This window comes from Pseudomonas sp. P1.31 (genome assembly GCF_001269815.1).
GTDB classification, from domain to species: domain Bacteria; phylum Pseudomonadota; class Gammaproteobacteria; order Pseudomonadales; family Pseudomonadaceae; genus Aquipseudomonas; species Aquipseudomonas rustica.
The window spans coordinates 2,501-23,396 of sequence record NZ_LHVN01000028.1; the positions used below are offsets into that span (position 1 = coordinate 2,501).

The following is a 20,896-nucleotide window of genomic DNA, read 5'->3' on the forward strand; positions in this document are numbered from 1 at the left end:
CAGTGTGATCATGCTTCTATTGCTGCGTCCATGGCGCGCCAAGCTGACGGCCAAGTCGCTGCGCACGGTCATTGTCTACGGCATGGCATTGGGCGGGATGAACTTCCTCTTCTATATGTCATTGCGCACAGTCCCACTAGGGATCGCCGTCGCACTGGAATTCACCGGGCCGCTGGCCGTCGCCATTTACGCATCACGTCGCGCTATCGATTTTCTCTGGATTGGTTTGGCGGCTGCAGGCTTGTTCCTTCTGATCCCCACAGGCGCTACTACTGCCGGCATTGATCTGGTCGGTGCAGGCTATGCGCTGGGCGCGGGTGTCTGCTGGGCTCTCTATATATTGTTCGGTCAGAAGGCTGGCGCGGACAATGGTGTAACGACCGCAGCATTGGGCGTGATGATCGCCGCGCTGTTTGTCGCGCCCATCGGCATCGTGCATGCCGGCGCTGCTTTGCTGACGCCCTCGCTGATCCCGATCGCTATCGGCGTGGCCATCCTTTCCACCGCCCTGCCCTACACCCTGGAAATGGTTGCACTCACCCGCATGCCCGCGCGCACCTTCGGCACCTTGATGAGTATCGAGCCCGCATTCGGCGCGCTATCAGGCCTGCTGTTTCTGCAGGAATACCTGACGTTGTCACAATGGATGGCGATCCTGTGCATTATTCTCGCCTCCGTCGGAGCTACCCTGACAATGGGCAGCAGTGCGAAGCCCGCCATTGCGGCAGATTGAAACAGGATTTGACGAAGGTCTGGCATTTGCCGCTTATTTAGGCCATGTTTAGTCCGTTAACTCAGTGTCAGGCATGGATTTTTTCGAATACGGACGTCAGAACGCTTCAAGCGCGATCGCATACAGGCAGACCAGAGCAACAGACTTCTGGCTGCCATAAGGACGGTAATGAAACGAATTTTGATATTGATCGCCATACTCGCAGTTGCAGGCTGCGCGGCGACATCGGAAACCCAGGTAAAACGCGGTAAGAAGGGGCTGCACATCAACTGTTCAGGGCTGTCGTCCTCCTGGGACAAGTGCTACACCCACGCCGCCAACGCCTGTGCCCCCAAGGGCTATAAAGTCATTGCCAAATCGGGGGATGGCGTCGAAGAGCCTGGCGATTATCCTTTCGGCCTCAACCCTGCCGGCTACACCAGCCGCAGCATGATTGTCATCTGCAAATAACTCATTGCGGTCTGGCGATCTGCCGAGCGATTTCTTCCTGACTGGACTTCAGCACTGTGTGCTGAATGTCCGGTGTGGCCAGCATACGCGCCACCACCAACGCCCCGACACATTGCGACAGCACTGACCACGCCAGGCTGTCGCTTTCCAATATTTTCGCCCAACTCTCCTGCAACCGGCAGATCCACAGTTCTGCCTGTTCCCGCACTTGAATATCAGAACGGGCGATCTCCGCACCCAGCGCTGGCAAGGCACAGCCGGATTCGGGCTGCTCAACATGAGCCATGCTCAGATAGTGCTTGAGACAACGCTGCAGTCGCTCGTGATCCTGAGTGCCCTGCCCGCCCAACCGTTCCAGGCTCTGGCCCAATTCGCGCTCGACGATAGCGGTAAACAACGCATCCTTCGACGCGAAGTGACTGTAGAACGCCGCACCACTCAAGCCGATAGCCTTCATCAAACCATCGACGCCTACCGTGGAAAACCCCGAACGCTTCGCCGACAGCGAACTGCTCTGCAGCAGCTTTTCCCGGGTTTCCAGTTTGTGACTGGCGGAGTAACGCATGTGTTTGCCCTCAAAATTGACCGCCTTGACGTTGTCGGAATCCTAGCATAACGTTCGTTCACTTAACGATCGTTTAGCAAAGGGATCTACCCATGAATAACAAGAAGGTCGTGTTGGTTGTCGGAGCCGGCGATGCCACGGGGGGCGCTATTGCCAAGCGCTTTGCCAAAGAAGGATTCGTTGCCTGCGTCACGAGACGCAGTGCCGACAAATTGCAGCCGCTGGTAGACGCGATTGAGGCAGACGGCGGCGAAGCACACGGTTTCGCCTGCGATGCGCGCAAGGAAGAAGACGTGATCGCGCTGATCGAAGACATCGAAACCCGCGTTGGCCCGATCGAAGCGTTCGTCTTCAACATCGGCGCCAACGTGCCGTGCAGCATCCTCGAAGAAACCGCGCGCAAATATTTCAAGATCTGGGAGATGGCCTGCTTCTCGGGTTTCCTCAATGCACGCGAAGTGGCCAAGCGCATGGTCACGCGCAATCGCGGCACGATCCTGTTCACTGGCGCTACCGCCGGTTTGCGTGGAGCCTCAGGGTTTGCCGCATTCGCCGGCGCCAAACACGGTATCCGCGCACTGGCACAAAGCATGGCAAGAGAGTTGGGGCCGATGAACATCCACGTCGCCCATGTGGTGGTCGACGGTGCGATCGACACCGACTTCATTCGCAACAGTTTCCCGGAGAAATACGCCACCAAGGATCAGGACGGCATTCTCAACCCCGAGCACATCGCCGAAAACTATTGGTACCTGCACAGTCAGCCGCGCGATGCCTGGACATTCGAGCTAGATCTGCGTCCGTGGAACGAACGCTGGTAAAACCGCCGCCCATAACAATAATGAGAGTGCAGCAAACATGACGAAAACCGTGGAGTTCTATTTCGACCTCGGCAGCCCTGCCACGTATCTGGCCTACAGCCAATTGCCAAAAATCTGCGCAGAGACTGGCAGCGAACTGATCTATATCCCGATGCTGCTCGGCGGCGTGTTCAAGGCGACCGGCAACGCCTCCCCCGCGATGATCCCGGCCAAGGGTCGCTATATGTTTCAAGATCTGGATCGCTATGCAAAACGCTACGGCGTGCCGCTGAAATTCAACCCGCACTTCCCAATCAACACGTTGATGCTGATGCGCGCCGTCACGGGCATCCAACTGCATCAGCCTGAACGCTTCCAGGCGTTTATCGATTGTCTGTTCACAGCGCTTTGGGTCGATGGCCGCAGCATGGACGAACCGCAAACCGTCGCAGCGGTATTGAGTGAACACGGTTTCGATCCGCAGGAAGTACTGGCGCTGACCAATGACGAATCCGTCAAAGCCGTGTTGAAAGAGAATACCGAGACTGCAATTAAACGCGGCGTGTTTGGCGCACCGAGCATGTTCGTCGGCAACCAGTTGTTCTTTGGTCAGGATCGACTCGACTTCGTCGAAGAGGCATTGCGCCAGATCTAGTTCGAAGCCATCACTCGGGCGCTGGCGACAGCGCCCGAGCGTCAATCGTTTAGATGGCAGCAGTACGCGTTCTCAACCACTCCAGCGCAGCACCTTCCAGCAACGGGCTCAAACGCTCACGCACTTCAGCATGATAGGCGTTGAACCACTGTTTCTCTTCCTGAGTCAGCAGCGCCGGCACCAGGCAGCGAGTGTCGATCGGGCACAGGGTCAAGGTTTCAAACTTGAGGAATTCGCCGAATTCGCTGCTGCCCGCCTCGCGATTCATCGCCAGGTTCTCGATGCGCACCCCCCAACGACCCGGACGATAGGTACCCGGCTCGATCGAGGTGATCATGCCCGGCAACATCGCGGTTTGCGGTGCTGGCGCGGCTTGGTAGGCAATCACCTGCGGGCCTTCGTGAACGTTGAGGAAATAGCCAACGCCGTGACCGGTGCCGTGACCGTAGTCAACGCTCTCAGCCCAGATCGGCGCGCGGGCGATGGCGTCGAGCAGCGGCGACAGAATGCCTTTCGGGAACTGCGCTCGCGACAGTGCAATCACGCCTTTGAGCACGCGCGTGCAATCGCGTTTCTGCTCTTCGGTTGGCGTACCGACCGGCACCATCCGCGTAATGTCAGTGGTACCGCCGAGGTACTGACCACCCGAGTCGATCAGCAGCAGACCATCACCCTCGATCACCGCGTGCTCTTCTTCGGTGGCGTGATAGTGCGGCATCGCGCCATTGGCGTTGAACGCGGCAATGGTGTTGAAACTCAGCGAGACATAATCCGGACGACGTTCACGGGCAGCGGTGAGTTTCTCGTCGATGGTCAGCTCGGTAATCCGCTCACGACCCCAGGCTGACTCCAGCCAGGCGAAAAATTCGCACAGCGCCGCGCCGTCCTGCTCCATCGCTTGGCGGATGTGCCGAGCATCGGCTTCACTTTTCTGCGACTTGGCCAGCGTTGTCGGGTTCAGGCCTTCGACCAGTGATACGCCGCTGTCGAGGTTTTCCAGCAGTCCGCTGGTGACCCGCGCCGGATCCACCAGCACACTCGAACCACTCGGCACGGCGCGCAAGGCTTCAGCGACTTCACTGTAGTCACGCAGGGTGATGCCATCGGCTTCCAGCACGGCGCGCAAATCCGCATCAACCTTGCTCAGCGCCACGAACAACGTGGCTTGCTGTTGATTGATCAACGCAAAGGACACAAACACCGGGTTGAACGACACGTCGCCGCCGCGCAGGTTGAACAGCCAGGCGATATCGTCGAGGGTGGCGATGAAGTGCCAATCAGCGCCACGCGCTTGCAGGGTTTCGCGCAGTTTGGCGAGTTTCTCGCCTCGGCTGACGGTCGCCTGTGGCGGCAGATGCTGATAGATCGCTGCATTCGGTAGCGTCGGGCGATCGCTCCAGACTTCCTGCAACAAATCGATGTCGGTACGCAAACGCGCGCCACGCGCTTCGAGTTTGCTGCTCAACGTGCGCGCCGAGGCCACAGCCATTACTGCGCCATCGACGGCGACCACGCCACCTTCCGGCGTTTGCTCAGCCAGCCAGTCCAGCGGGCTCGGTTGACCCGGCTGCAACTTGACCAGCTCGATGCCGCTGCCGTTGAGTTCTTTGGTTGCCTGTTCCCAGTAACGGCTGTCGGCCCAGACACCGGCGAAATCGTTGGTGACAATCAAAGTGCCAACCGAACCGTGGAAACCCGACAGCCACTGCCGGCCCTGCCAGTAACCCGGCAGATATTCCGACAGATGCGGGTCGGCAGACGGCACCAAGAGTGCGTGAATGCCTTCGCGACGCATCAGCTCGCGGGTGTGCGCCAGGCGCTGGGGCACCGATCCTTCGGTCAAGGTCTGGGTACTCATCATGTCTCCTGCTAATCACTTCATCGTTATTGTTCGTAGCCGTTAGGTCGGCTGGTTTACAGCCCTGTCGCCCAGAATGCCGGAGCACTGGCGCAGGCGGTCTTGATCAGTTCGCAAGCCTTGTCGATATCGTCGGCGGTGGTGAAACGGCCGAGGCTCAAGCGAATGGTGCGCCCGGCCAGGTGCGCGTCATGCCCCAGCGCCAACAGCACGTGAGACGGTGCGTTACTCGCGGAGTTACACGCCGAAGTCGCGGAAAACGCGATCGAATGGCTCAACGCGGCGCTGTTGAATTCGCCTTCGCTGAACGTCAGGCTCAAGGTGTGCGGAATGCGCTGGCTGGCGCTGCCATTAAGGCGCACGCCGGGCAGGCTCAGCAATTGTTCGAGCAGACGCTCGCGCAACGCGACGATCGTGCTCTTCTCTTCGTCAAATGCGGCAGCCGCCAGTGCGAACGCCGAGCCCATTCCGGCGATCTGATGAGTTGCCAGCGTCCCGGAACGCAAGCCACCTTCGTGGCCGCCACCGTGAATTTGTGCCTGCAGCTTTTGCTGTGCCCGTGGGCCGACATACAACGCGCCGATGCCCTTGGGGCCATAGAGTTTGTGCGCCGAAAACGACATCAGGTCGACCGGCCACTGCGCCAGATCGATCGCCACTTTGCCGGCACCTTGCGCCGCATCGACGTGAAACAGCGCTTCACGGTTGCGCACGATTTCGCCAATCGCTTGCACGTCGTTGACGGTGCCCAACTCATTGTTGACCAGCATCAGCGACACCAGAAAGGTGTCCTCGCGCAGTGCTTCACTGACCGCTTGCGGCGTGATCAGGCCATCGGCGTCCGGCACCAGATAGGTCACGGCGATGCCGGCGTCCTGCAATTGGCGGGCGGTATCGAGAATGGCTTTGTGTTCGATCTGACTGGTGATGATGTGGCCGCCGGAAACGCCGCGCGCCTGCGCCACGCCTTTAAGGGCGAGGTTGTTGGACTCGGTGGCGCCGGACGTCCAGACAATCTGTTCGGCTTGGGCGCCCACCAGTTCGGCGACTTGCCGGCGCGCCTGCTCGACCGTGTGCCGGGCCTGCTGGCCGAAGGCGTGGGAGCTGGAAGCCGGGTTACCGAAGTTACCGTGAAACCCCAGACATTCGATCATCACCTGGATGACCCGCTCGTCCACCGGGGTGGTGGCGGCGTAATCGAAATACAACGGACGTGTGTTCATAAAAGACTCGCAGAGCGTGTTCCGGGATCAGGAGGCTCGTGTCTGCAAACGGCACCGCGCAGCCTTGTGAGCTGCGCGTCGGTTCGAGAGCGTCATCAATACCTGATCGGATGCCGTTAAAGAAGAACAACTTCATTTAAAAGTGCGTAGGAACGCTCCTGAAGCGAGCTTAACAGGCATCGGGCCGCGGGTTGAAGGCTATGCGTCAGTGAAAGCTTTCGAGAAGTAACGGGTACAGCGAAATCACCAGCAGCGCGGCCATGCCCCAGTTGAACACGCGCAACCAGCGCGGATCTTTCAACACATTGCGCAACAGCGTGCCGCAGGCAGCCCAGACGCCGACACTCGGCAGGTTGATGATGGCGAAAACGGCCGCGATCACCACGACATTGGTGAAATAACCCTGCATCGGCGTGTAGGTGCTGATTGCGCCGATGGCCATGATCCACGCCTTTGGATTGACCCACTGAAACGCCGCAGCGCCGAGATAACTGATCGGTTTGGCCTCACCCTGAACGTTGTCGCCCACCGGCCCCGAGTGAGCGATTTTCCACGCCAGATACAGCAGATACGCCGCGCCGACGTAGCGCAGGATCGTATAAAGAATGGGATAGGTTTGAAACACCGCGCCGAGCCCAAAACCGACCGCCACCACCAAGACGAAAAATCCGCAGGTAATGCCTAGCATGTGTGGAATGGTGCGGTTAAAGCCGAAGTTCACGCCCGATGCCAGCAACATGGTGTTGTTCGGCCCCGGCGTAATCGAGGTGACAAGGGCAAACAGGGCAAAGCCCAGCAGCAGATCAAGCGAGAGGGTCATGGTGGGCAATCCGTCAGGGGCATTCAGGTGTTGACCCTATCTCACGCCACCGCGCAAACCCACGGACAGTTGAGTAAAACTTCCAGCAGTACAGTTTGTTATCAGCTAGGGCGACCGTGCAGCTGTACAGCTCGCTCGGCGCTCATCTCACCTTGTTTATCGAAGCCGAAAGTCTTCTGTGGCTGGCCGAGCAGTTGGGCTTTTTTCGCGTGATATTCGTCGAAGGACAAACCACTGCGGTTCAGCGCTTCCATCGCCAGTTCGCGTGATTCTTCTGCGCTGTAAGGGCGCAATTCTGGCGAAACGTGACCGGCACAACCAGCAAGTACGGAGACAGCGAGCAGCAGCGAAACAGTCAGTAGATGATTCATGGGAGCGTCCTGGCGAGCAGTGGTAGTCGATGGACAAAGGCTACGCCCGGGCTCGCTCGCGCAGAAATCAACGCTCTCAATAGTGGCTATCAGGATTTTCGCAGAGCCTCAGACATATTCGTTAACGATCTATAAATATCGATTAACGGTCTTTTGCGGAATAACAACTAGCCTTTATAACTTCTCCCCATAGGCGCTTCAGTGTTGCTCCAGCAACTGTTGCTCAGGCAACAGCGGTTCAACAAAGCCACCTCATATTCGTACAAACGGCCGCTAGCAAAACACTCAAAGCCCCGCCACACCGGGCCTCCAGGAATTGGTACAGCGTTTGCTCAAGCCCAGTGACTTAGCCACTGCTCGCTGAGCAACTGTTGAAAACAAGGAATTGATCATGTCGCGTCCTCTGAAAGTCGTCGCCCTCTCCGGCGGAACCTGGCGTCCCTCGCGTACGTTGGTGCTGACCCAGGCCTTGCTGGCCGAACTTGCCGGGCATTTGCCGATCGACAGCCATCTGATCGAACTCGGTGACATCGCCCGCCCACTCGGCGGCGCCCTTTCGCGTCAGGAACTGAGCGCCGAAGTTGAGGCCGAGCTGCAAGCCATCGAACAAGCGGATTTGCTGATTGTTGCAGCGCCGGTTTATCGCGGTTCTTACCCGGGGCTGCTCAAGCATTTGTTCGACCTGATCGACCTCAATGCGCTGATCGATACCCCGGTGCTGCTCGCTGCCACCGGTGGCAGCGAACGCCATGCGCTGGTGCTTGATCACCAATTGCGCCCGCTGTTCAGTTTCTTCCAGGCCGTGACCTTGCCGATTGGTGTGTACGCCACCGAGGCCGATTTCGCCGACTACCAGATCACCAGCGAGCCGCTGAAAGCGCGCATCCGTCTGGCCGCCGAGCGCGCTGCGCCGCTGTTCGCTACGCAAATCAAACCGTTGCTGAAGATCGCTTAAGGAGCTGTTCATGGATGTTTTCTGGTTCCTGCCGACCCACGGCGACGGCCACTATCTGGGCACCACCCAAGGTGCGCGCCCGGTCACGCTCAACTATTTGAAACAAGTCGCGCAAGCCGCTGACAGCCTCGGTTATCACGGTGTGTTGATCCCGACCGGGCGTTCCTGCGAGGACTCGTGGGTGATCGCCTCGGCATTGGTGCCGTTGACCGAACGCCTGCGTTATCTGGTGGCGATTCGACCGGGAATCATCTCGCCGACCGTTTCCGCACGGATGGCGGCGACGCTGGATCGATTGTCCAACGGCCGCTTGCTGATCAACGTGGTGACCGGTGGCGACCCGGATGAAAACCGTGGCGACGGCAGCTTCCTCAGCCACAGTGAACGCTACGAAGTCACCGATGAATTCCTGAAAATCTGGCGCCGTGTGCTGCAAGGCGAATCGGTGGATTTCGAGGGCAAGCACCTGAAAGTGCAGAACGCCAAAGCGCTCTACCCGCCGGTGCAGAAACCTTACCCGCCGCTGTACTTCGGCGGATCCTCCGACGCGGCGCATGATCTGGCCGCCGAGCAGGTCGATGTCTATCTGACCTGGGGCGAACCTCCGGCGGCGGTCGCAGAAAAAATCGCCGATGTGCGCGAACGCGCGGCGCGCCACGGTCGCACGGTGAAGTTCGGTATTCGTCTGCACGTGATCGTCCGCGAGACCGCCGAAGAGGCGTGGAAAGCCGCCGACAAACTGATCGAGCACATCAGTGACGAAACAATAGAGGCGGCGCAGAAGTCCTTTTCGCGTTTTGATTCAGAGGGTCAGCGGCGCATGGCGGCGTTGCACGATGGCCGTCGCGACAATCTGGAAATCGCCCCGAACCTGTGGGCCGGTGTCGGTCTGGTACGCGGTGGCGCGGGGACGGCGCTGGTTGGCGATCCGCAACAAGTGGCGGCGCGGATCAAGGAGTACGCGGATCTGGGCATCGAGAGCTTCATTTTCTCCGGTTATCCGCATCTGGAAGAAGCTTACCGCTTTGCCGAGCTGGTGTTCCCGCTGCTGCCCGAGCCGTACGCGAGCCTGGCCGGGCGTGGCGTGACCAACCTGACCGGGCCGTTTGGCGAAATGATTGCCAATGATGTGCTGCCCACCAAAGCCACGGCATAAACAAATCCCCTGTAGGAGCTGCCGCAGGCTGCGATCTTTTGACTTTGATTTTCTAAAAAACCGGATCAAAAGATCGCAGCCTGCGGCAGCTCCTACACAGGAAGATTGAATTCAGGAGTGTTGGTGTGACTGCCAAACCGCAAAGTACCCTGTTATCCCCGCTGCAAACCGCCCGCCAACTGGCCGCCGAGTTTGCCCTCACCGCCGTCGAACGCGACGAGCGCGGTGGCACGCCGAAAGCCGAGCGCGATGCTCTGCGCGACAGCGGCCTGCTGGCCCTGAGCATTCCCACCCGCTATGGAGGCCTCGGCGCGACGTGGAGTGAAACCCTGCAGATCGTCCGCGAGTTCGCCAAGGTCGACAGCTCTATCGCTCACGTCTTCGGCTTTCATCATCTGATGCTCGCCACCGTGCGCCTGTTCTCGCGACCGGAACAATGGCAGCCGTGGTTCGAACAGACCGCGCGGCAGAACTGGTTCTGGGGCAACGCGCTGAACCCGCTCGACACTCGCACCGTGGTCAAAAACCTCGGTGGCTGGCGTGAGTTTTCCGGGAAGAAAAGCTTCTGCTCCGGCGCCAGTGATTCGCAGATGCTGATTGCCTCAGCGGTCGATGAAGGCGCGGGCGGCAAGTTGCTGATCGCGGCGATTCCCAGCGGCCGCAGCGGCATCACTTTGCACAACGACTGGAACAATATCGGCCAGCGTCAGACCGACAGCGGCAGCGCGACATTTGAACGGGTGCGTGTCGAAGAGTCGGAGCTGCTGCTTGATCCGGGCCCGCTGAGCACGCCGTTCGCTTGCTTGCGACCACTGATCGCGCAGCTGACTTTCACGCATATGTTTCTCGGGATTGCCGAAGGTGCGTTCGAAGAAGCGCGGCAGTATACCCTCAAGGAAACCCGGCTCTGGCACAAATCCTCGGCGCGCGAAGTCAGTGAAGACCCGTATGTGCTCGCGCATTTCGGCGAGTTCTGGGTGGCCCTCGAAGGCATTCGTTTATTGGTCGAACGCGCCGCGGCGTTGCTGGATGAAGCGTGGGCGAAAGGCGCGAATCTCAGCGCCGAAGAGCGCGGGCATGTCGCCACGGCGATTGCCACGGCCAAAGTCGCGGCCAGTCGTCAGGGCCTGGAGATTTGCAGCCGTCTGTTCGAAGTCACCGGCGCGCGCTCGACCCACGCCTCGCTGCGTCTCGACCGGCACTGGCGCAACTTGCGCACGCAAACCCTGCACGATCCGCTGGATTACAAACTCCATGAACTGGGCGACTGGGCGCTGAACCAGTCGCTGCCGGTGCCGACTTTCTATTCCTGACCTGTCTGCATTTGAACTAAAAAGAAGGACGAGCCCATGCAACTGCTGACCTTACCGCCCTCACCCGCGCTGGCCACGTCGATCCGTGCCACCGCGCAGGTGTTCGAAGATCCGAAGTCCCAAGCCCTGCTCGCGCATTTGCAACAGGTTGCACCGAGCGAGGCCAGCGTGCTGATCATCGGCGAGACCGGTACCGGCAAGGAGTTGGTGGCGCGGCATATTCATAACCTGAGCAACCGTCGCCATCGGCCGTTTATCGCGGTCAATTGCGGCGCGTTTTCCGAGTCGCTGGTCGAGGCCGAATTGTTTGGTCATGAAAAAGGCGCGTTCACCGGCGCCTTGAGCGCCAAGGCTGGCTGGTTCGAAGAGGCGGACGGCGGCACCTTGTTTCTCGACGAGATCGGCGATCTGCCGATGGCGATTCAGGTCAAGTTGTTGCGCGTCTTGCAGGAGCGCGAAGTGGTGCGGCTCGGTTCGCGTAAAAGCATTCCGATCGATGTGCGGGTTTTGGCCGCGACCAACGTGCAACTGGAAAAAGCCATCAATGCCGGCAATTTCCGTGAGGATCTGTATTACCGCCTAAACGTGGTCAATCTGGAACTCAGTCCGTTGCGTGATCGCCCTGGCGACATCCTGCCGCTGACTCGGCATTTCATTGAGGCCTACAGTCAGCGTCTCGGTTACGGGCGAGTCAGCATCAGCCCCGGCGCCGAGCACAAACTGCGCGGTTACAGTTGGCCGGGTAACATCCGCGAACTGGAAAACGTCATCCATCACACCTTGTTGATCTGCCGTAACGGCGTGATCGAACGCGATGATTTGCGCCTGTCCAATCTGCGCATCGAGCGCCCGGACGATCATCACAACAGCGCTGACGACTCACCGGAAGCGTTGCTGGAGCAGGCCTTCCAAAAACTCTTCGCGCAACAGGCCGGCGCCCTCCACGAAAAAGTCGAAGACGCGTTGCTGCGCGCGGCTTACCGCTTCTGCCACTACAACCAAGTGCACACCGCCGCCCTGCTCGGCCTGAGCCGCAACGTCACGCGCACACGGTTGATCAAGATCGGCGAACTGGCAGTGAACAAGCGCCGGGCACCCGCCAATCTGCACGGCGAACGCCTGCTGCAACTGTCGATCTAGCCGACCAGATTGCAGTGCAGCGCATCGTCGTGACTGCGGGCGATGCTGCTTAGCACCTGAAAGGAATTGAAGGTGATGGTTTTCGCCTGATGCGTGTGGATCAACTGCCAAAAGTCCTGCTCGCCGCTCTCGAAACTGCGAAACGCCGCCTCCCCCGCTTCGCGGGTCTGCCATTGCAGAAAACTCAATACGCGCCGGCCATCATCGCTGGCCTGCACACTCGCGCTGACAAATCCCGCGTAGCGCTGGGCCAGACGTTCAGTCTGTACCGACAGCGCATTGACCAATGCCGGCTGCTGGCGGGGTTCGATTTCGAATTCGATCAACTGGGTGAAACTGCGATTTTTCGCTGTTGCTTGCATGAAAGTCCCCACTTGGCTGTAAGGCGAATCTTGCGACTCGAAGGCCTGCAGGGTAAAACCTCTAGTTAAGTCAAGGTCAAGAGCTGTTTTCAATGATCAGCAAAGAACATGTGCACAAACAGCTAACGGTTGGCGAAGTCGCGGCGCGCAGTGGCGTGGCGGTGACGGCGCTGCACTTCTATGAATCGAAGGGACTGATCAAGAGCCAGCGTAATGCCGGCAATCAGCGGCGCTATCCGCGTGAGGTGCTGCGGCGGGTGGCGTTGATCAAGGTCGCGCAACGACTGGGGATTCCGTTGGCGGAGATTGGCGAAGCGCTGAAGATTTTGCCGGATGACCGTGCGCCGACGGCGGCGGATTGGCGGGTGTTGTCCGAGCAGTGGCGGCGGGAACTGGATGAGCGGATCGAGCAGTTGACGCTGCTGCGGGATCGGTTGAATGGCTGTATTGGTTGTGGTTGCCTTTCAATGGAGGCCTGTCCGTTGCGTAACCAAGGCGATGTGCTCGGTGAACAGGGCCCTGGCCCGCACTTCCCTAAAGACTGATGGAAAACCCTGTGGCGAGGGGATTTATCCCCGTTGGGCTGCGAAGCAGCCCCAAAACCTGCATCCCTATTCCTTCAGACATACCTCATTGACTGACTTAGGGTCTGCTTCGCAGCCCAACGGGGATAAATACCCTCGCCACAGGGAGGTGGGTGCCTTCGGCCAATTTGGGTGCTGCTCGTCGGGCAAAAGTCTGGTGTGCGCGGACAGTTCTATAGTGATTCTTCACCTCGCAAAACAACAATCAGGGAGAAGGTCATGAGCGTCAAACCCATTCCCGAGGGGTATCACAGCATCACCCCGTACCTCGGCATTCACAAAGCCGCCGAGGCCATCGAGTTCTACAAAAAAGCGTTTGGTGCCACCGAAGTCATGCGCCTGTCCATGCCCGACGGCGGCATTGGCCACGCCGAACTGCGCATCGGTGACAGCGCGATCATGCTCGGTTCGCCGTGCGATCAAGGGCCGTTGAGCAATCCGGATCAAGCGGTGTCGGTTGGTTTGCATTTGTATGTGACGGATGTCGACAAGTCATTTCAGCGAGCGCTGGATGCCGGGGCGACATCGGTGTCGGAGGTCAAGGATCAGTTTTACGGTGATCGCAGCGGGACGTTGAAGGATCCGTATGGGCATCTGTGGTTTCTGGCCTCGCGCAAGGAGGATTTGACTGAGGAGCAGATCAGGCAGCGGGCGATGGAGATGTTTGGCCAGGGTTAGGTTTTGCAGTGTTTGCATAGGCGCTATCGCGAGCAGGCTCACTCCTACAGGGGGACTGCATTCCAATTGTAGGAGTGAGCCTGCTCGCGATGGGGCCGGTACTGACAAACAAATCACACTTCATGAACCCGCCCATCACGCTTTGCGCCTTGCCCCAAACCCCGGACGCTTTCAGGATGCAGGCCACAAGAACCCTGAAACAAGGATCAGCCCGATGTTTGCCGGATTCCTCAAAGACCAGCGCCACGTCAATGGCGTCGACATTGCCTACCGCGTCGGCGGCAGCGGGCCGGGCCTGTTGCTGTTGCACGGCCATCCGCAGACCCATGTGATCTGGCACAAGATTGCCGAACAACTGGCCGAACATTTCACCGTGGTCGCCGCCGACCTGCGCGGTTACGGCGACAGCAGTCGCCCCGACGCTGACGAGTTGCACCTCAGCTACTCGAAACGCGAAATGGCCCGCGACAACGTCGACTTAATGAAAGCGCTGGGCTTCGAGCAATTCTCGATCCTCGCCCATGACCGTGGCGCGCGCGTCGCTCATCGCCTCGCCCTCGACCACCCCGCCGCCGTGCAACGCATGATGCTGCTGGACATCGCCCCGACCCTGGCGATGTACACCCAAACCAACGAAGCCTTCGCCCGCGCTTACTGGCACTGGTTCTTCCTGATTCGCCCGGCGCCGCTGCCGGAAACGCTGATCGAAGCCAATCCTGAAGGTTATCTGCGCAGCGTCATGGGCAGTCGCAGCGCCGGCCTCAAACCGTTCACCGACGAAGCCTTCAGCGAATACCGCCGCTGCCTGCAACAACCCGGCAGCGCACGCGGCATCTGCGAAGATTACCGCGCCAGCGCCGGCATCGATCTGGAACACGACCGCGCCGACATCGCCGCCCATCATCATTTGGGTTTGCCGCTGCGGGTGCTGTGGGGCGCCGAAGGCACCGTCGGCCGCTGTTTCGATCCGCTCAAGGAATGGCAGCAAGTGGCGACGAACGTCACCGGCCAGGCCCTGCCCGCCGGCCATTACATCGCCGAAGAAGTCCCCGGACTGTTGCTTGCCGAAGCGCTGGCCTTTCTGCGCTAAACAGCCCCGCAAAACCCGATGCTATGCTGGCGGCTTCTGCCGCCAGCGTGCGTTTTGACATGTCCCAGAAGAAAGACACCGTGCCCCTGCCCGAAGACCTGCGTGTGCTGCTCACCGTGATCCGCAAAAACGGCTTTGCCGCCGCGGCCGATGATTTGGGCCTATCGCCCGCCTATGTCAGCAAACGCATCCAGATTCTCGAAACCACCCTTGGCACACGCCTGCTGCATCGCACCAGTCGGCGCGTCTCGCTGACCGAGGATGGCGAGCGTGTGCAGCGCTGGGCGTTGCGCATTCTTGATGACTTCCAGCAACTGCACGACGAACTTTCCGACGCCCACGACAGCCCGCGTGGGCGTTTGCACCTCTGCAGCAGTTTCGGTTTCGGTCGCAATCACGTGGCACCGGCGGTGTCGTTGCTGGCCGAGCGCTACCCGGAACTGCAGATTCGTCTCGACCTGTTTGATCGGGTGGTGGACATCATCAATGAAGGTTTCGACCTGGAAATCCGCGTCGGCGATGACATTCCCGGGCAGCACATCGGTCGACGTCTGGTGAGCAATCGGCGCGTGCTGTGTGCAGCGCCGAATTATCTGCAACGGCGTGGCACGCCGCTGACGCTGGAGGACTTGCAGCAACACGACTGTCTGGTGATCAAGGAACGCGACAACGCCTTCGGCATCTGGAATCTGGATCGCGAGGGCGGGCAGGAAAGTGTGCGGGTCAGCGGGCCGTTGTCGTCGAACAATGGCGAGATTGTTCTGCAATGGGCGCTGGATGGGCGTGGGGTGTTGCTGCGTTCATTGTGGGATGTGAAACCGTTGCTGGAGCAAGGGTTGCTGGTGCAGGTGCTGGAGGATTACGGGCAGAGCGCGAATGTCTGGGCGGTGTACCCGACAAGGTTGGCGAATTCGGGGAAGTTGAGGGCGTGTGTGGAATTCTTGCAAGAACACTTCAAAGAGTTGTCTGTTTAGAAGATCAAAAGATCGCAGCCTGCGGCAGCTCCTACAGGGCAATGTGTTCCATGTAGGAGCTGCCGCAGGCTGCGATCTTTTTGGTCAGGACAACCAGGGATTACTGGCCAGGTGTTGGCGTTCGAACTCTTGGATCTGTTCGCGGCGTTGCAGGGTGCTGCCAATCGCATCCAGCCCCAGCAACAGCGAAGTTTTGCGCAGGGTATCGATCTGGAAATCGATCACACTGCCATCCGCCAAACCAATCTGCTGCGCTTGCAGATCAATGCTGATCCGCGCCGTTTCAGGCTGACCCACAAGCTGGCCGATTCGCTGCACCTGCGCCTCTTCCAGGGTGATCAACAACACCCCGTTACGCTGGCAGTTGTCGTAAAAGATCCCGGCAAAACTGCTGCCGATCAACGCGCGAACGCCCAGCTGCTGCAACCCCCACACCGCGTGCTCACGACTGGAACCGCAGCCAAAATTCGGCCCGACCACCAAAAAACTCGCACCCCGCCATGCCGCTTGATTGAGCACGAAATCAGGATTGGGCCTGCCATCCGGCAAAAATCGCAGATCGAAAAACACCCCGCGATCCAGCCCTTGGCGATCGATGCCCTTGAGAAACTGTTTCGGCATGATCACGTCGGTATCGACGTTGGCCGCCAGAAACGGCGCGGCCTGACCGCTGACATGAGTGAAGGGTGGCAGGCTCATGGGCGTTCTCCAAAGTGGCGGATGTCGGTGAGTCGACCGCTGATCGCAGCAGCGGCGACCATCGCCGGGCTCATCAAATGCGTGCGTGCGCCGGCGCCCTGGCGGCCTTCGAAATTGCGGTTGGTGCTGGAGGCGCAGCGGTCGCCGGGAGCGAGCACGTCGTCGTTCATCGCCAGACACATCGAGCAACCGGACTGGCGCCATTCAAAACCGGCGTCGAGAAAAATCTGCGCCAGCCCTTCCGCTTCGGCTTGCGCACGCACTTCGCTGGAGCCGGGCACGATCATCGCGCGTACGTGCTCGGAGACGCGTTGCCCGCGCACGACGCTGGCGGCATCCCGCAAATCTTCGATCCGCGCGTTGGTGCATGAACCGATGAAAGCGTGGCTGATGACGATGTCGCTGAGCGCCATGCCCGCTTCGAGGCCCATATAGTTGAGGGCGCGGCGCATGTCCTGACGCAGGATCGGGTCGCTGATCAATTGCGGATCCGGCACTCGCGCACCGATGGCAGCGGCCTGATCCGGGCTGGTGCCCCAGGTCACCATTGGTTCCAGCCCACTGGCGTCGAGGTGTATTTCGCGATCGAACACCGCGCCGGGATCGCTGCGCAATTCGCGCCATTTTTCCACGCCGCGATCCCACAACTCACCTTGGGGCGCGCGCGGTTTGCCTTTCAAGTAGCTGAAGACTTTCTCGTCCGGCGCCATAAAGGCCCCACGCGCACCGGCCTCGACGGCCATGTTGCAAATGGTCATGCGCGCTTCGACGCTCAGGGCATCAATGGTCGAACCGCAGAATTCGATGGCGTAACCGGTGGCCCCGGATGCGCCGATCTGGCCAATCAGCGCCATGATCACATCCTTCGAGGTCAGGCCCGGCGCCAACTCACCGTCGACGGTGACGCGCAGGCTTTTCAGGCGTTTGTAGACCAGCGTTTGCGAGGCCAGCAGGTGCTCGATTTCAGAGGTGCCGATGCCGAACCCGAACGCGCCGAGTGCGCCGTAGGTCGTGGTGTGGCTGTCGCCGGCTGCGATGACCATGCCTGGGAGGATGAAGCCTTGCTCCGGCGCGATCACGTGTTCGATGCCCTGGCGCTTATCGAGGATGTCCAGCAGTTCGATGCCGAAGTCCCGGCAGTTTTCCGCCAGATACGACACTTGCCGCGCACCGCCGGCATCGGGCATCGCAGCGATGCGCACCGGCGTGGTCGGGTTGACGTGATCGACCACCGCCAGCGCCGTGCCCGGCCGCCACACTTCGCGCCCAGCCGTGCGCAAGCCACTGAACGCTTGCGGGCTGGTGTATTCGTTGATCACCTGACGGTCGATATACAGCAGCACATGACCCTGATCGTCGAGAGGGCAGACCGTGTGGGAATCGATGTGTTTGTCGTAAAGGGTTCTGGGGCTCATCAGGGCATTCACTCAAGCAATCCAAGTGATCCCCATCATAGGCAGGCGCTGCCGCCCATCAATTGCCAGACAGTGATGGCGCAGATCATGAATCGTGTTCAATCCCCCGAACACCACAAACCCCCTGTGGGAGCGGGCTTGCTCGCGAAGGCGTCGTGCCAGCCAACATCCACGCAACAGACACACCGCCTTCGCGAGCAAGCCCGCTCCCACAGGTTTTCCGCGTGAAGGCGGATTGCGAAACATTTGCTTTCATATCGCCTTTCGGGATTTGCGTCGCTCATTCGTCTTATAGAGATGCAGGCCGTTCGCGTAGGCAAAAGCCACGACCGGTCGTTCGGGGACTGCTGTGCTGCGAAGCCCGTGGTGCCGCGCCCTTCCATCGAAATCAAGACGCGCAATCATGTCGAAGAAATCCCGCTCCAAACTGTGGTTCCTCGTTCATAGCTGGCTGGCGTTACCGATCTGGTTCTTTGTGCTGATCGTCTGTGTCACCGGCACGCTGGCGGTGGTCAGCCAGGAAATCGTCTGGCTGGCCAACCCGCAAATGCGCGCCAGCCAACCGACCGACGACGCACCGCTGCTCAGCTACGACCAGGTACTCGCGGCGATCAAAAAAGCCGAACCACGCACCGTGGTCGAGAGCATCAGCCGCCCGGATGAGTCGCATTTTGCCCTGGACGTGCAGGTCAGCTACCCGGACGGCCGCGAGCAGACCGTTTACGTCAACCCGTATACCGGGGTGATTCAGGGAGTCGCGCCCGACTTCAACTTCCAGGCCTTTACCCGCGCCCTGCATGGCTGGTGGCTGGTGCCGTTCACCAACGGTTTCAGTTGGGGCTGGTACCTGGTGTCGTTCCTCGGTCTGCCGTTGCTGGCTTCGCTGGTCACCGGGCTGGTGGTTTATAAACGCTTCTGGAAAGGATTCTTTAGTCCGACCCTGCGCTTTCGCCACGGCGCGCGAATTTTCTGGGGCGATTTTCACCGCCTCAGCGGCATCTGGTCGATCTGGTTTATCGCCGTGATCTCGATCACCGGCACCTGGTTCCTGATTCAGGCGCTGCTGTTCGACAACCACATTTCCATCTCCAGCGAACCGGTCATTCCGGCGATGTCCCGTGAAGCGGTGCCGATCTCGGCCGACGGCAGCCCGCCGCCGCGCATCAGTCTGGATCGCGCCATTGAAATCGCCCAAGAGAAAATCCCCGGCCTCGAAGTCAGCTTCGTCAGCCTGCCGGCCAACGCCTATACCCACCTCAACGTCGGCGGTCGCGGCTGGTATCCGTTGATGTTCCAGACCGCGACGCTCGACCCTTACAGTGGTGAGTTGGCCACTTCACGTTTGTTGAGCGACCGCACTTCGCTGGAATTCGTTACCGAATCCATGCGCCCGCTGCACACCGGCGACTTCGGCGGGTTGTGGATCAAGTTGATCTGGTTCTTCTTCGGCCTACTGCTGAGCATGATGGTGCTCAGCGGTTTGTTGATCTGGACCAAACGCACGGCGCTGGCCACGGCCAATGCACTCAAGCGTGAATCGAAGAAAAACCGCGTGCAGGCGCAACCGGCGATGCGCCGGGAAACGTCGGAGGTCAACCCATGAGCAAGTCCGCAGCTTTGCCGCAACCGTCGCGCTTGAGCGTGTTCTGGCACAAATGGCGTTTCCATATCAACGTGCTGTTGCTGCTGATCCCGCTGGGTTTCATGCCGAAATACTTCGCCGATGTCGCGCTGTTTCGCGGCGATGCCGGCCTCGGTGAGCGCGAAGTCGGCGAAATCGCAGTCGGCCCGTGGAGCCTGCGCCTCGCCGAATTGCGCAACGAGGCGCCACGTCTGGAAGGCCCGGCCGGCTACATGAAAGGCTTCAACGCCGCGCTTTGTGATGCTTGCATCGACAAGGTCAAAGCCACTTATCTGCGCATCGGCAAACCGCGCAGCCTGCGCGCCGCCGGGGTGATTTTCTTCGGCGCGCCGTATCGCATGGGCGCGCAGTTGCCGGTGCCGGAGAAAACCAAAGCCGACGCCGAACTGTGGATCACCATGGAAGGCTGGGACGGCAGCATGCATCAGGCCTCGATACCCCTGAGCCAGGCCTCCCCCGCCACCATTGCCTGGCTGACTCAACAAGGAGCCAAACCATGACCCGCTCGCAACGCCCTTCCCGCCTGCGGCTGAGCGCCGCGTTGCTGGTGCTCTGCGCCGGTTTCACTGGCAGCGCTCTGGCGCATAACCCGATGTGCGAATGCAAAGCCATCGACGCCGACCAGATCAAATGCACCGGTGGTTTTTCCGACGGCAGCGGCGCCCCCGGCGTGACCCTCGACGTGATCGGTTACGACGAAACCATTCTGGTACCGGGCAAGCTTGGCAGCGATTCGACGCTGACCTTCAAAAAACCCGGCGCCGAATTCTACGTGCTGTTCGACGCGGGTCCCGGCCACGTCGTCGAAATCGACCAAGCGGATATTGAGGCCCCATGAGTACGCCCACCACCCAAGTCGTCCGCCCGGCCGGTGCCGGCCATGAAACCCTCAATGTGCTGCTGTTGTGCCTGCTGATTCTGGCGGTCGCCGGTTCGGTGGTGGCGTGGCGCGGGGTGTCCCATGAGCCGGAACCGGTCGCCAGCCATCAGTTCGATGCGCGCCGCGATCTCAGTGCTTCCGAGCAGGGCATCTACGCCGATCTGCGAGTGACCCTCGACGAAATCCGTCTGCTGCGCGAAGAACAGCAAACCTTGCCGACCCCGAAAAATCTGGCTGACGAAGGTTTCGCGCCGTTTGCTCAGGATGCGAGTTCGGTCAGTCGCGGCGGTCATGCCTGGCAATTGCTGGCCGACACTGCCTACTTTGGCCACAGTCAGGCACCCGCCGTCGCCGGTTCGTTCGTGATGCTGTTGAGCGCCGATCACAGCGCTGCACCGGACATCTGGCTCAACCGCGATGCCGATCTCAAAGTGCCGACCGAACTGACCGACGCCGCCCTGTCCGCGTCGGGCTGGAAACAGATCGTCGCGCAATACGATGCCGGGGTTACCCGCGAACATCGCCATTGATTC

24 protein-coding genes (1 of these 24 only partly in view) are annotated in these 20,896 nt (G+C 60.0%); 16 read left to right on the plus strand and 8 right to left on the minus strand.

Annotation, left to right across the window (positions count from 1 at the left end; translation table 11 throughout):
- Together rhtA and AD669_RS17910 are read left to right on the plus strand one after the other, a co-directional pair.
- Window positions 1-733, plus strand: the 3' portion of a protein-coding gene (gene rhtA, locus AD669_RS17905) for a threonine/homoserine exporter RhtA (RefSeq protein WP_053122155.1). 155 nt of this gene lie to the left of the window's left edge; 733 of the gene's 888 nt are visible here — the last part of the coding sequence; its start codon lies off the left edge, out of view; the stop codon is at window positions 731-733.
- Window positions 734-901: 168 nt separating this feature from the next.
- Window positions 902-1,183, plus strand: a complete 282-nt coding sequence (locus AD669_RS17910; RefSeq protein ID WP_053122157.1) for a hypothetical protein — start codon at window positions 902-904, stop codon at window positions 1,181-1,183.
- 1 nt (window position 1,184) lies between these two features.
- On the opposite strand, the gene AD669_RS17915 is transcribed toward AD669_RS17910, so the two are convergent.
- Window positions 1,185-1,748, minus strand: a complete 564-nt coding sequence (locus tag AD669_RS17915; protein WP_053122159.1) for a TetR/AcrR family transcriptional regulator — start codon at window positions 1,746-1,748, stop codon at window positions 1,185-1,187.
- A gap of 92 nt (window positions 1,749-1,840) precedes the next feature.
- On the opposite strand from AD669_RS17915, the gene AD669_RS17920 reads away from it, so the two are divergent.
- Both AD669_RS17920 and AD669_RS17925 read left to right on the plus strand, forming a co-directional pair.
- On the plus strand, window positions 1,841-2,569 hold the full coding sequence (locus AD669_RS17920; protein WP_053122161.1) for an SDR family oxidoreductase: 729 nt from the start codon (window positions 1,841-1,843) through the stop codon (window positions 2,567-2,569).
- 37 nt (window positions 2,570-2,606) lie between these two features.
- Window positions 2,607-3,203 (plus strand): 2-hydroxychromene-2-carboxylate isomerase, encoded by a 597-nt coding sequence (locus AD669_RS17925; protein ID WP_053122163.1) that lies wholly within the window; start codon window positions 2,607-2,609, stop codon window positions 3,201-3,203.
- A gap of 49 nt (window positions 3,204-3,252) precedes the next feature.
- Here AD669_RS17925 and AD669_RS17930 read toward each other — a convergent pair whose 3' ends face one another.
- From AD669_RS17930 to AD669_RS17945, 4 genes are all read right to left on the minus strand, one after another.
- Window positions 3,253-5,061, minus strand: coding sequence for an aminopeptidase P family protein (locus AD669_RS17930; RefSeq protein ID WP_053122165.1), 1,809 nt, complete (start codon window positions 5,059-5,061; stop codon window positions 3,253-3,255).
- A 56-nt stretch (window positions 5,062-5,117) separates the two neighbouring features.
- A complete protein-coding gene (locus AD669_RS17935) occupies window positions 5,118-6,284 on the minus strand; it encodes an aminotransferase class V-fold PLP-dependent enzyme (RefSeq protein WP_053122167.1) in 1,167 nt (388 codons plus the stop codon).
- A gap of 205 nt (window positions 6,285-6,489) precedes the next feature.
- Window positions 6,490-7,104, minus strand: coding sequence for a LysE family translocator (locus tag AD669_RS17940; RefSeq protein WP_053122169.1), 615 nt, complete (start codon window positions 7,102-7,104; stop codon window positions 6,490-6,492).
- Window positions 7,105-7,205: 101 nt separating this feature from the next.
- Window positions 7,206-7,475, minus strand: a complete 270-nt coding sequence (locus tag AD669_RS17945) for a hypothetical protein (protein ID WP_053122171.1) — start codon at window positions 7,473-7,475, stop codon at window positions 7,206-7,208.
- Window positions 7,476-7,866: 391 nt separating this feature from the next.
- Here AD669_RS17945 and msuE point away from each other — a divergent pair, with 391 nt between their 5' ends.
- From msuE to AD669_RS17965, 4 genes are all read left to right on the plus strand, one after another.
- On the plus strand, window positions 7,867-8,430 hold the full coding sequence (gene msuE, locus AD669_RS17950) for an FMN reductase (protein WP_053122173.1): 564 nt from the start codon (window positions 7,867-7,869) through the stop codon (window positions 8,428-8,430).
- Between the two features lie 10 nt (window positions 8,431-8,440).
- Window positions 8,441-9,586: an FMNH2-dependent alkanesulfonate monooxygenase gene (gene ssuD, locus AD669_RS17955; protein WP_053122175.1), complete on the plus strand. Its 1,146-nt coding sequence runs from the start codon at window positions 8,441-8,443 to the stop codon at window positions 9,584-9,586.
- Window positions 9,587-9,711: 125 nt separating this feature from the next.
- Window positions 9,712-10,899, plus strand: a complete 1,188-nt coding sequence (locus AD669_RS17960; protein WP_053122178.1) for an acyl-CoA dehydrogenase family protein — start codon at window positions 9,712-9,714, stop codon at window positions 10,897-10,899.
- A 36-nt stretch (window positions 10,900-10,935) separates the two neighbouring features.
- On the plus strand, window positions 10,936-12,039 hold the full coding sequence (locus AD669_RS17965) for a sigma-54-dependent Fis family transcriptional regulator (protein ID WP_053122179.1): 1,104 nt from the start codon (window positions 10,936-10,938) through the stop codon (window positions 12,037-12,039).
- On the opposite strand, the gene AD669_RS17970 is transcribed toward AD669_RS17965, so the two are convergent.
- A complete protein-coding gene (locus AD669_RS17970) occupies window positions 12,036-12,401 on the minus strand; it encodes an antibiotic biosynthesis monooxygenase (protein WP_053122181.1) in 366 nt (121 codons plus the stop codon). The two genes, AD669_RS17965 and AD669_RS17970, sit on opposite strands and share 4 nt — an antisense overlap.
- Before the next feature lie 92 nt (window positions 12,402-12,493).
- Here AD669_RS17970 and soxR point away from each other — a divergent pair, with 92 nt between their 5' ends.
- From soxR to AD669_RS17990, 4 genes are all read left to right on the plus strand, one after another.
- Entirely contained in the window at window positions 12,494-12,946 is a 453-nt protein-coding gene (gene soxR, locus AD669_RS17975) for a redox-sensitive transcriptional activator SoxR (protein WP_053122183.1), read from the plus strand.
- A gap of 258 nt (window positions 12,947-13,204) precedes the next feature.
- The gene (locus AD669_RS17980; protein WP_053122185.1) at window positions 13,205-13,663 is read left to right on the plus strand and encodes a VOC family protein; all 459 of its coding nucleotides are present in this window, start codon (window positions 13,205-13,207) and stop codon (window positions 13,661-13,663) included.
- A 214-nt stretch (window positions 13,664-13,877) separates the two neighbouring features.
- Window positions 13,878-14,753: an alpha/beta fold hydrolase gene (locus tag AD669_RS17985; RefSeq protein WP_053122187.1), complete on the plus strand. Its 876-nt coding sequence runs from the start codon at window positions 13,878-13,880 to the stop codon at window positions 14,751-14,753.
- A 23-nt stretch (window positions 14,754-14,776) separates the two neighbouring features.
- Window positions 14,777-15,727: a LysR substrate-binding domain-containing protein gene (locus AD669_RS17990; RefSeq protein WP_053122189.1), complete on the plus strand. Its 951-nt coding sequence runs from the start codon at window positions 14,777-14,779 to the stop codon at window positions 15,725-15,727.
- Window positions 15,728-15,811: 84 nt separating this feature from the next.
- On the opposite strand, the gene leuD is transcribed toward AD669_RS17990, so the two are convergent.
- The gene (gene leuD, locus AD669_RS17995) at window positions 15,812-16,426 is read right to left on the minus strand and encodes a 3-isopropylmalate dehydratase small subunit (protein WP_053122191.1); all 615 of its coding nucleotides are present in this window, start codon (window positions 16,424-16,426) and stop codon (window positions 15,812-15,814) included.
- Window positions 16,423-17,841, minus strand: coding sequence for a 3-isopropylmalate dehydratase large subunit (gene leuC, locus AD669_RS18000; protein ID WP_053122279.1), 1,419 nt, complete (start codon window positions 17,839-17,841; stop codon window positions 16,423-16,425). The genes leuD and leuC overlap by 4 nt, the downstream gene beginning before the upstream one ends.
- Window positions 17,842-18,244: 403 nt before the next feature.
- Here leuC and AD669_RS18005 point away from each other — a divergent pair, with 403 nt between their 5' ends.
- The 4 genes from AD669_RS18005 to AD669_RS18020 are packed head-to-tail and all read left to right on the plus strand — an operon-like array spanning window position 18,245 to window position 20,893.
- Window positions 18,245-19,444 carry a PepSY domain-containing protein gene (locus AD669_RS18005; RefSeq protein ID WP_053122193.1) on the plus strand — a complete coding sequence of 400 codons (1,200 nt, stop codon included), beginning with the start codon at window positions 18,245-18,247 and terminating at the stop codon, window positions 19,442-19,444.
- Window positions 19,441-19,983 carry a hypothetical protein gene (locus AD669_RS18010; RefSeq protein ID WP_053122195.1) on the plus strand — a complete coding sequence of 181 codons (543 nt, stop codon included), beginning with the start codon at window positions 19,441-19,443 and terminating at the stop codon, window positions 19,981-19,983. The genes AD669_RS18005 and AD669_RS18010 overlap by 4 nt, the downstream gene beginning before the upstream one ends.
- On the plus strand, window positions 19,980-20,321 hold the full coding sequence (locus AD669_RS18015; RefSeq protein WP_053122197.1) for a hypothetical protein: 342 nt from the start codon (window positions 19,980-19,982) through the stop codon (window positions 20,319-20,321). The genes AD669_RS18010 and AD669_RS18015 overlap by 4 nt, the downstream gene beginning before the upstream one ends.
- Complete coding sequence (locus tag AD669_RS18020) at window positions 20,318-20,893, plus strand: DUF6162 family protein (protein ID WP_053122198.1); 576 nt, start codon at window positions 20,318-20,320, stop codon at window positions 20,891-20,893. The genes AD669_RS18015 and AD669_RS18020 overlap by 4 nt, the downstream gene beginning before the upstream one ends.
- Window positions 20,894-20,896: the final 3 nt, after the last annotated feature.

Coding starts and splice junctions, on each gene's coding strand:
- AD669_RS17910 (WP_053122157.1), top strand. CDS start 902: ATGAAACGAATTTTGATATTGATCGCCATACTCGCAGTTGCAGGCTGC.
- AD669_RS17915 (WP_053122159.1), bottom strand. CDS start 1,748: ATGCGTTACTCCGCCAGTCACAAACTGGAAACCCGGGAAAAGCTGCTG.
- AD669_RS17920 (WP_053122161.1), top strand. CDS start 1,841: ATGAATAACAAGAAGGTCGTGTTGGTTGTCGGAGCCGGCGATGCCACG.
- AD669_RS17925 (WP_053122163.1), top strand. CDS start 2,607: ATGACGAAAACCGTGGAGTTCTATTTCGACCTCGGCAGCCCTGCCACG.
- AD669_RS17930 (WP_053122165.1), bottom strand. CDS start 5,061: ATGAGTACCCAGACCTTGACCGAAGGATCGGTGCCCCAGCGCCTGGCG.
- AD669_RS17935 (WP_053122167.1), bottom strand. CDS start 6,284: ATGAACACACGTCCGTTGTATTTCGATTACGCCGCCACCACCCCGGTG.
- AD669_RS17940 (WP_053122169.1), bottom strand. CDS start 7,104: ATGACCCTCTCGCTTGATCTGCTGCTGGGCTTTGCCCTGTTTGCCCTT.
- AD669_RS17945 (WP_053122171.1), bottom strand. CDS start 7,475: ATGAATCATCTACTGACTGTTTCGCTGCTGCTCGCTGTCTCCGTACTT.
- msuE (WP_053122173.1), top strand. CDS start 7,867: ATGTCGCGTCCTCTGAAAGTCGTCGCCCTCTCCGGCGGAACCTGGCGT.
- ssuD (WP_053122175.1), top strand. CDS start 8,441: ATGGATGTTTTCTGGTTCCTGCCGACCCACGGCGACGGCCACTATCTG.
- AD669_RS17965 (WP_053122179.1), top strand. CDS start 10,936: ATGCAACTGCTGACCTTACCGCCCTCACCCGCGCTGGCCACGTCGATC.
- AD669_RS17970 (WP_053122181.1), bottom strand. CDS start 12,401: ATGCAAGCAACAGCGAAAAATCGCAGTTTCACCCAGTTGATCGAATTC.
- soxR (WP_053122183.1), top strand. CDS start 12,494: ATGATCAGCAAAGAACATGTGCACAAACAGCTAACGGTTGGCGAAGTC.
- AD669_RS17980 (WP_053122185.1), top strand. CDS start 13,205: ATGAGCGTCAAACCCATTCCCGAGGGGTATCACAGCATCACCCCGTAC.
- AD669_RS17985 (WP_053122187.1), top strand. CDS start 13,878: ATGTTTGCCGGATTCCTCAAAGACCAGCGCCACGTCAATGGCGTCGAC.
- AD669_RS17990 (WP_053122189.1), top strand. CDS start 14,777: ATGCTGGCGGCTTCTGCCGCCAGCGTGCGTTTTGACATGTCCCAGAAG.
- leuD (WP_053122191.1), bottom strand. CDS start 16,426: ATGAGCCTGCCACCCTTCACTCATGTCAGCGGTCAGGCCGCGCCGTTT.
- leuC (WP_053122279.1), bottom strand. CDS start 17,841: ATGAGCCCCAGAACCCTTTACGACAAACACATCGATTCCCACACGGTC.
- AD669_RS18005 (WP_053122193.1), top strand. CDS start 18,245: ATGTCGAAGAAATCCCGCTCCAAACTGTGGTTCCTCGTTCATAGCTGG.
- AD669_RS18010 (WP_053122195.1), top strand. CDS start 19,441: ATGAGCAAGTCCGCAGCTTTGCCGCAACCGTCGCGCTTGAGCGTGTTC.
- AD669_RS18015 (WP_053122197.1), top strand. CDS start 19,980: ATGACCCGCTCGCAACGCCCTTCCCGCCTGCGGCTGAGCGCCGCGTTG.
- AD669_RS18020 (WP_053122198.1), top strand. CDS start 20,318: ATGAGTACGCCCACCACCCAAGTCGTCCGCCCGGCCGGTGCCGGCCAT.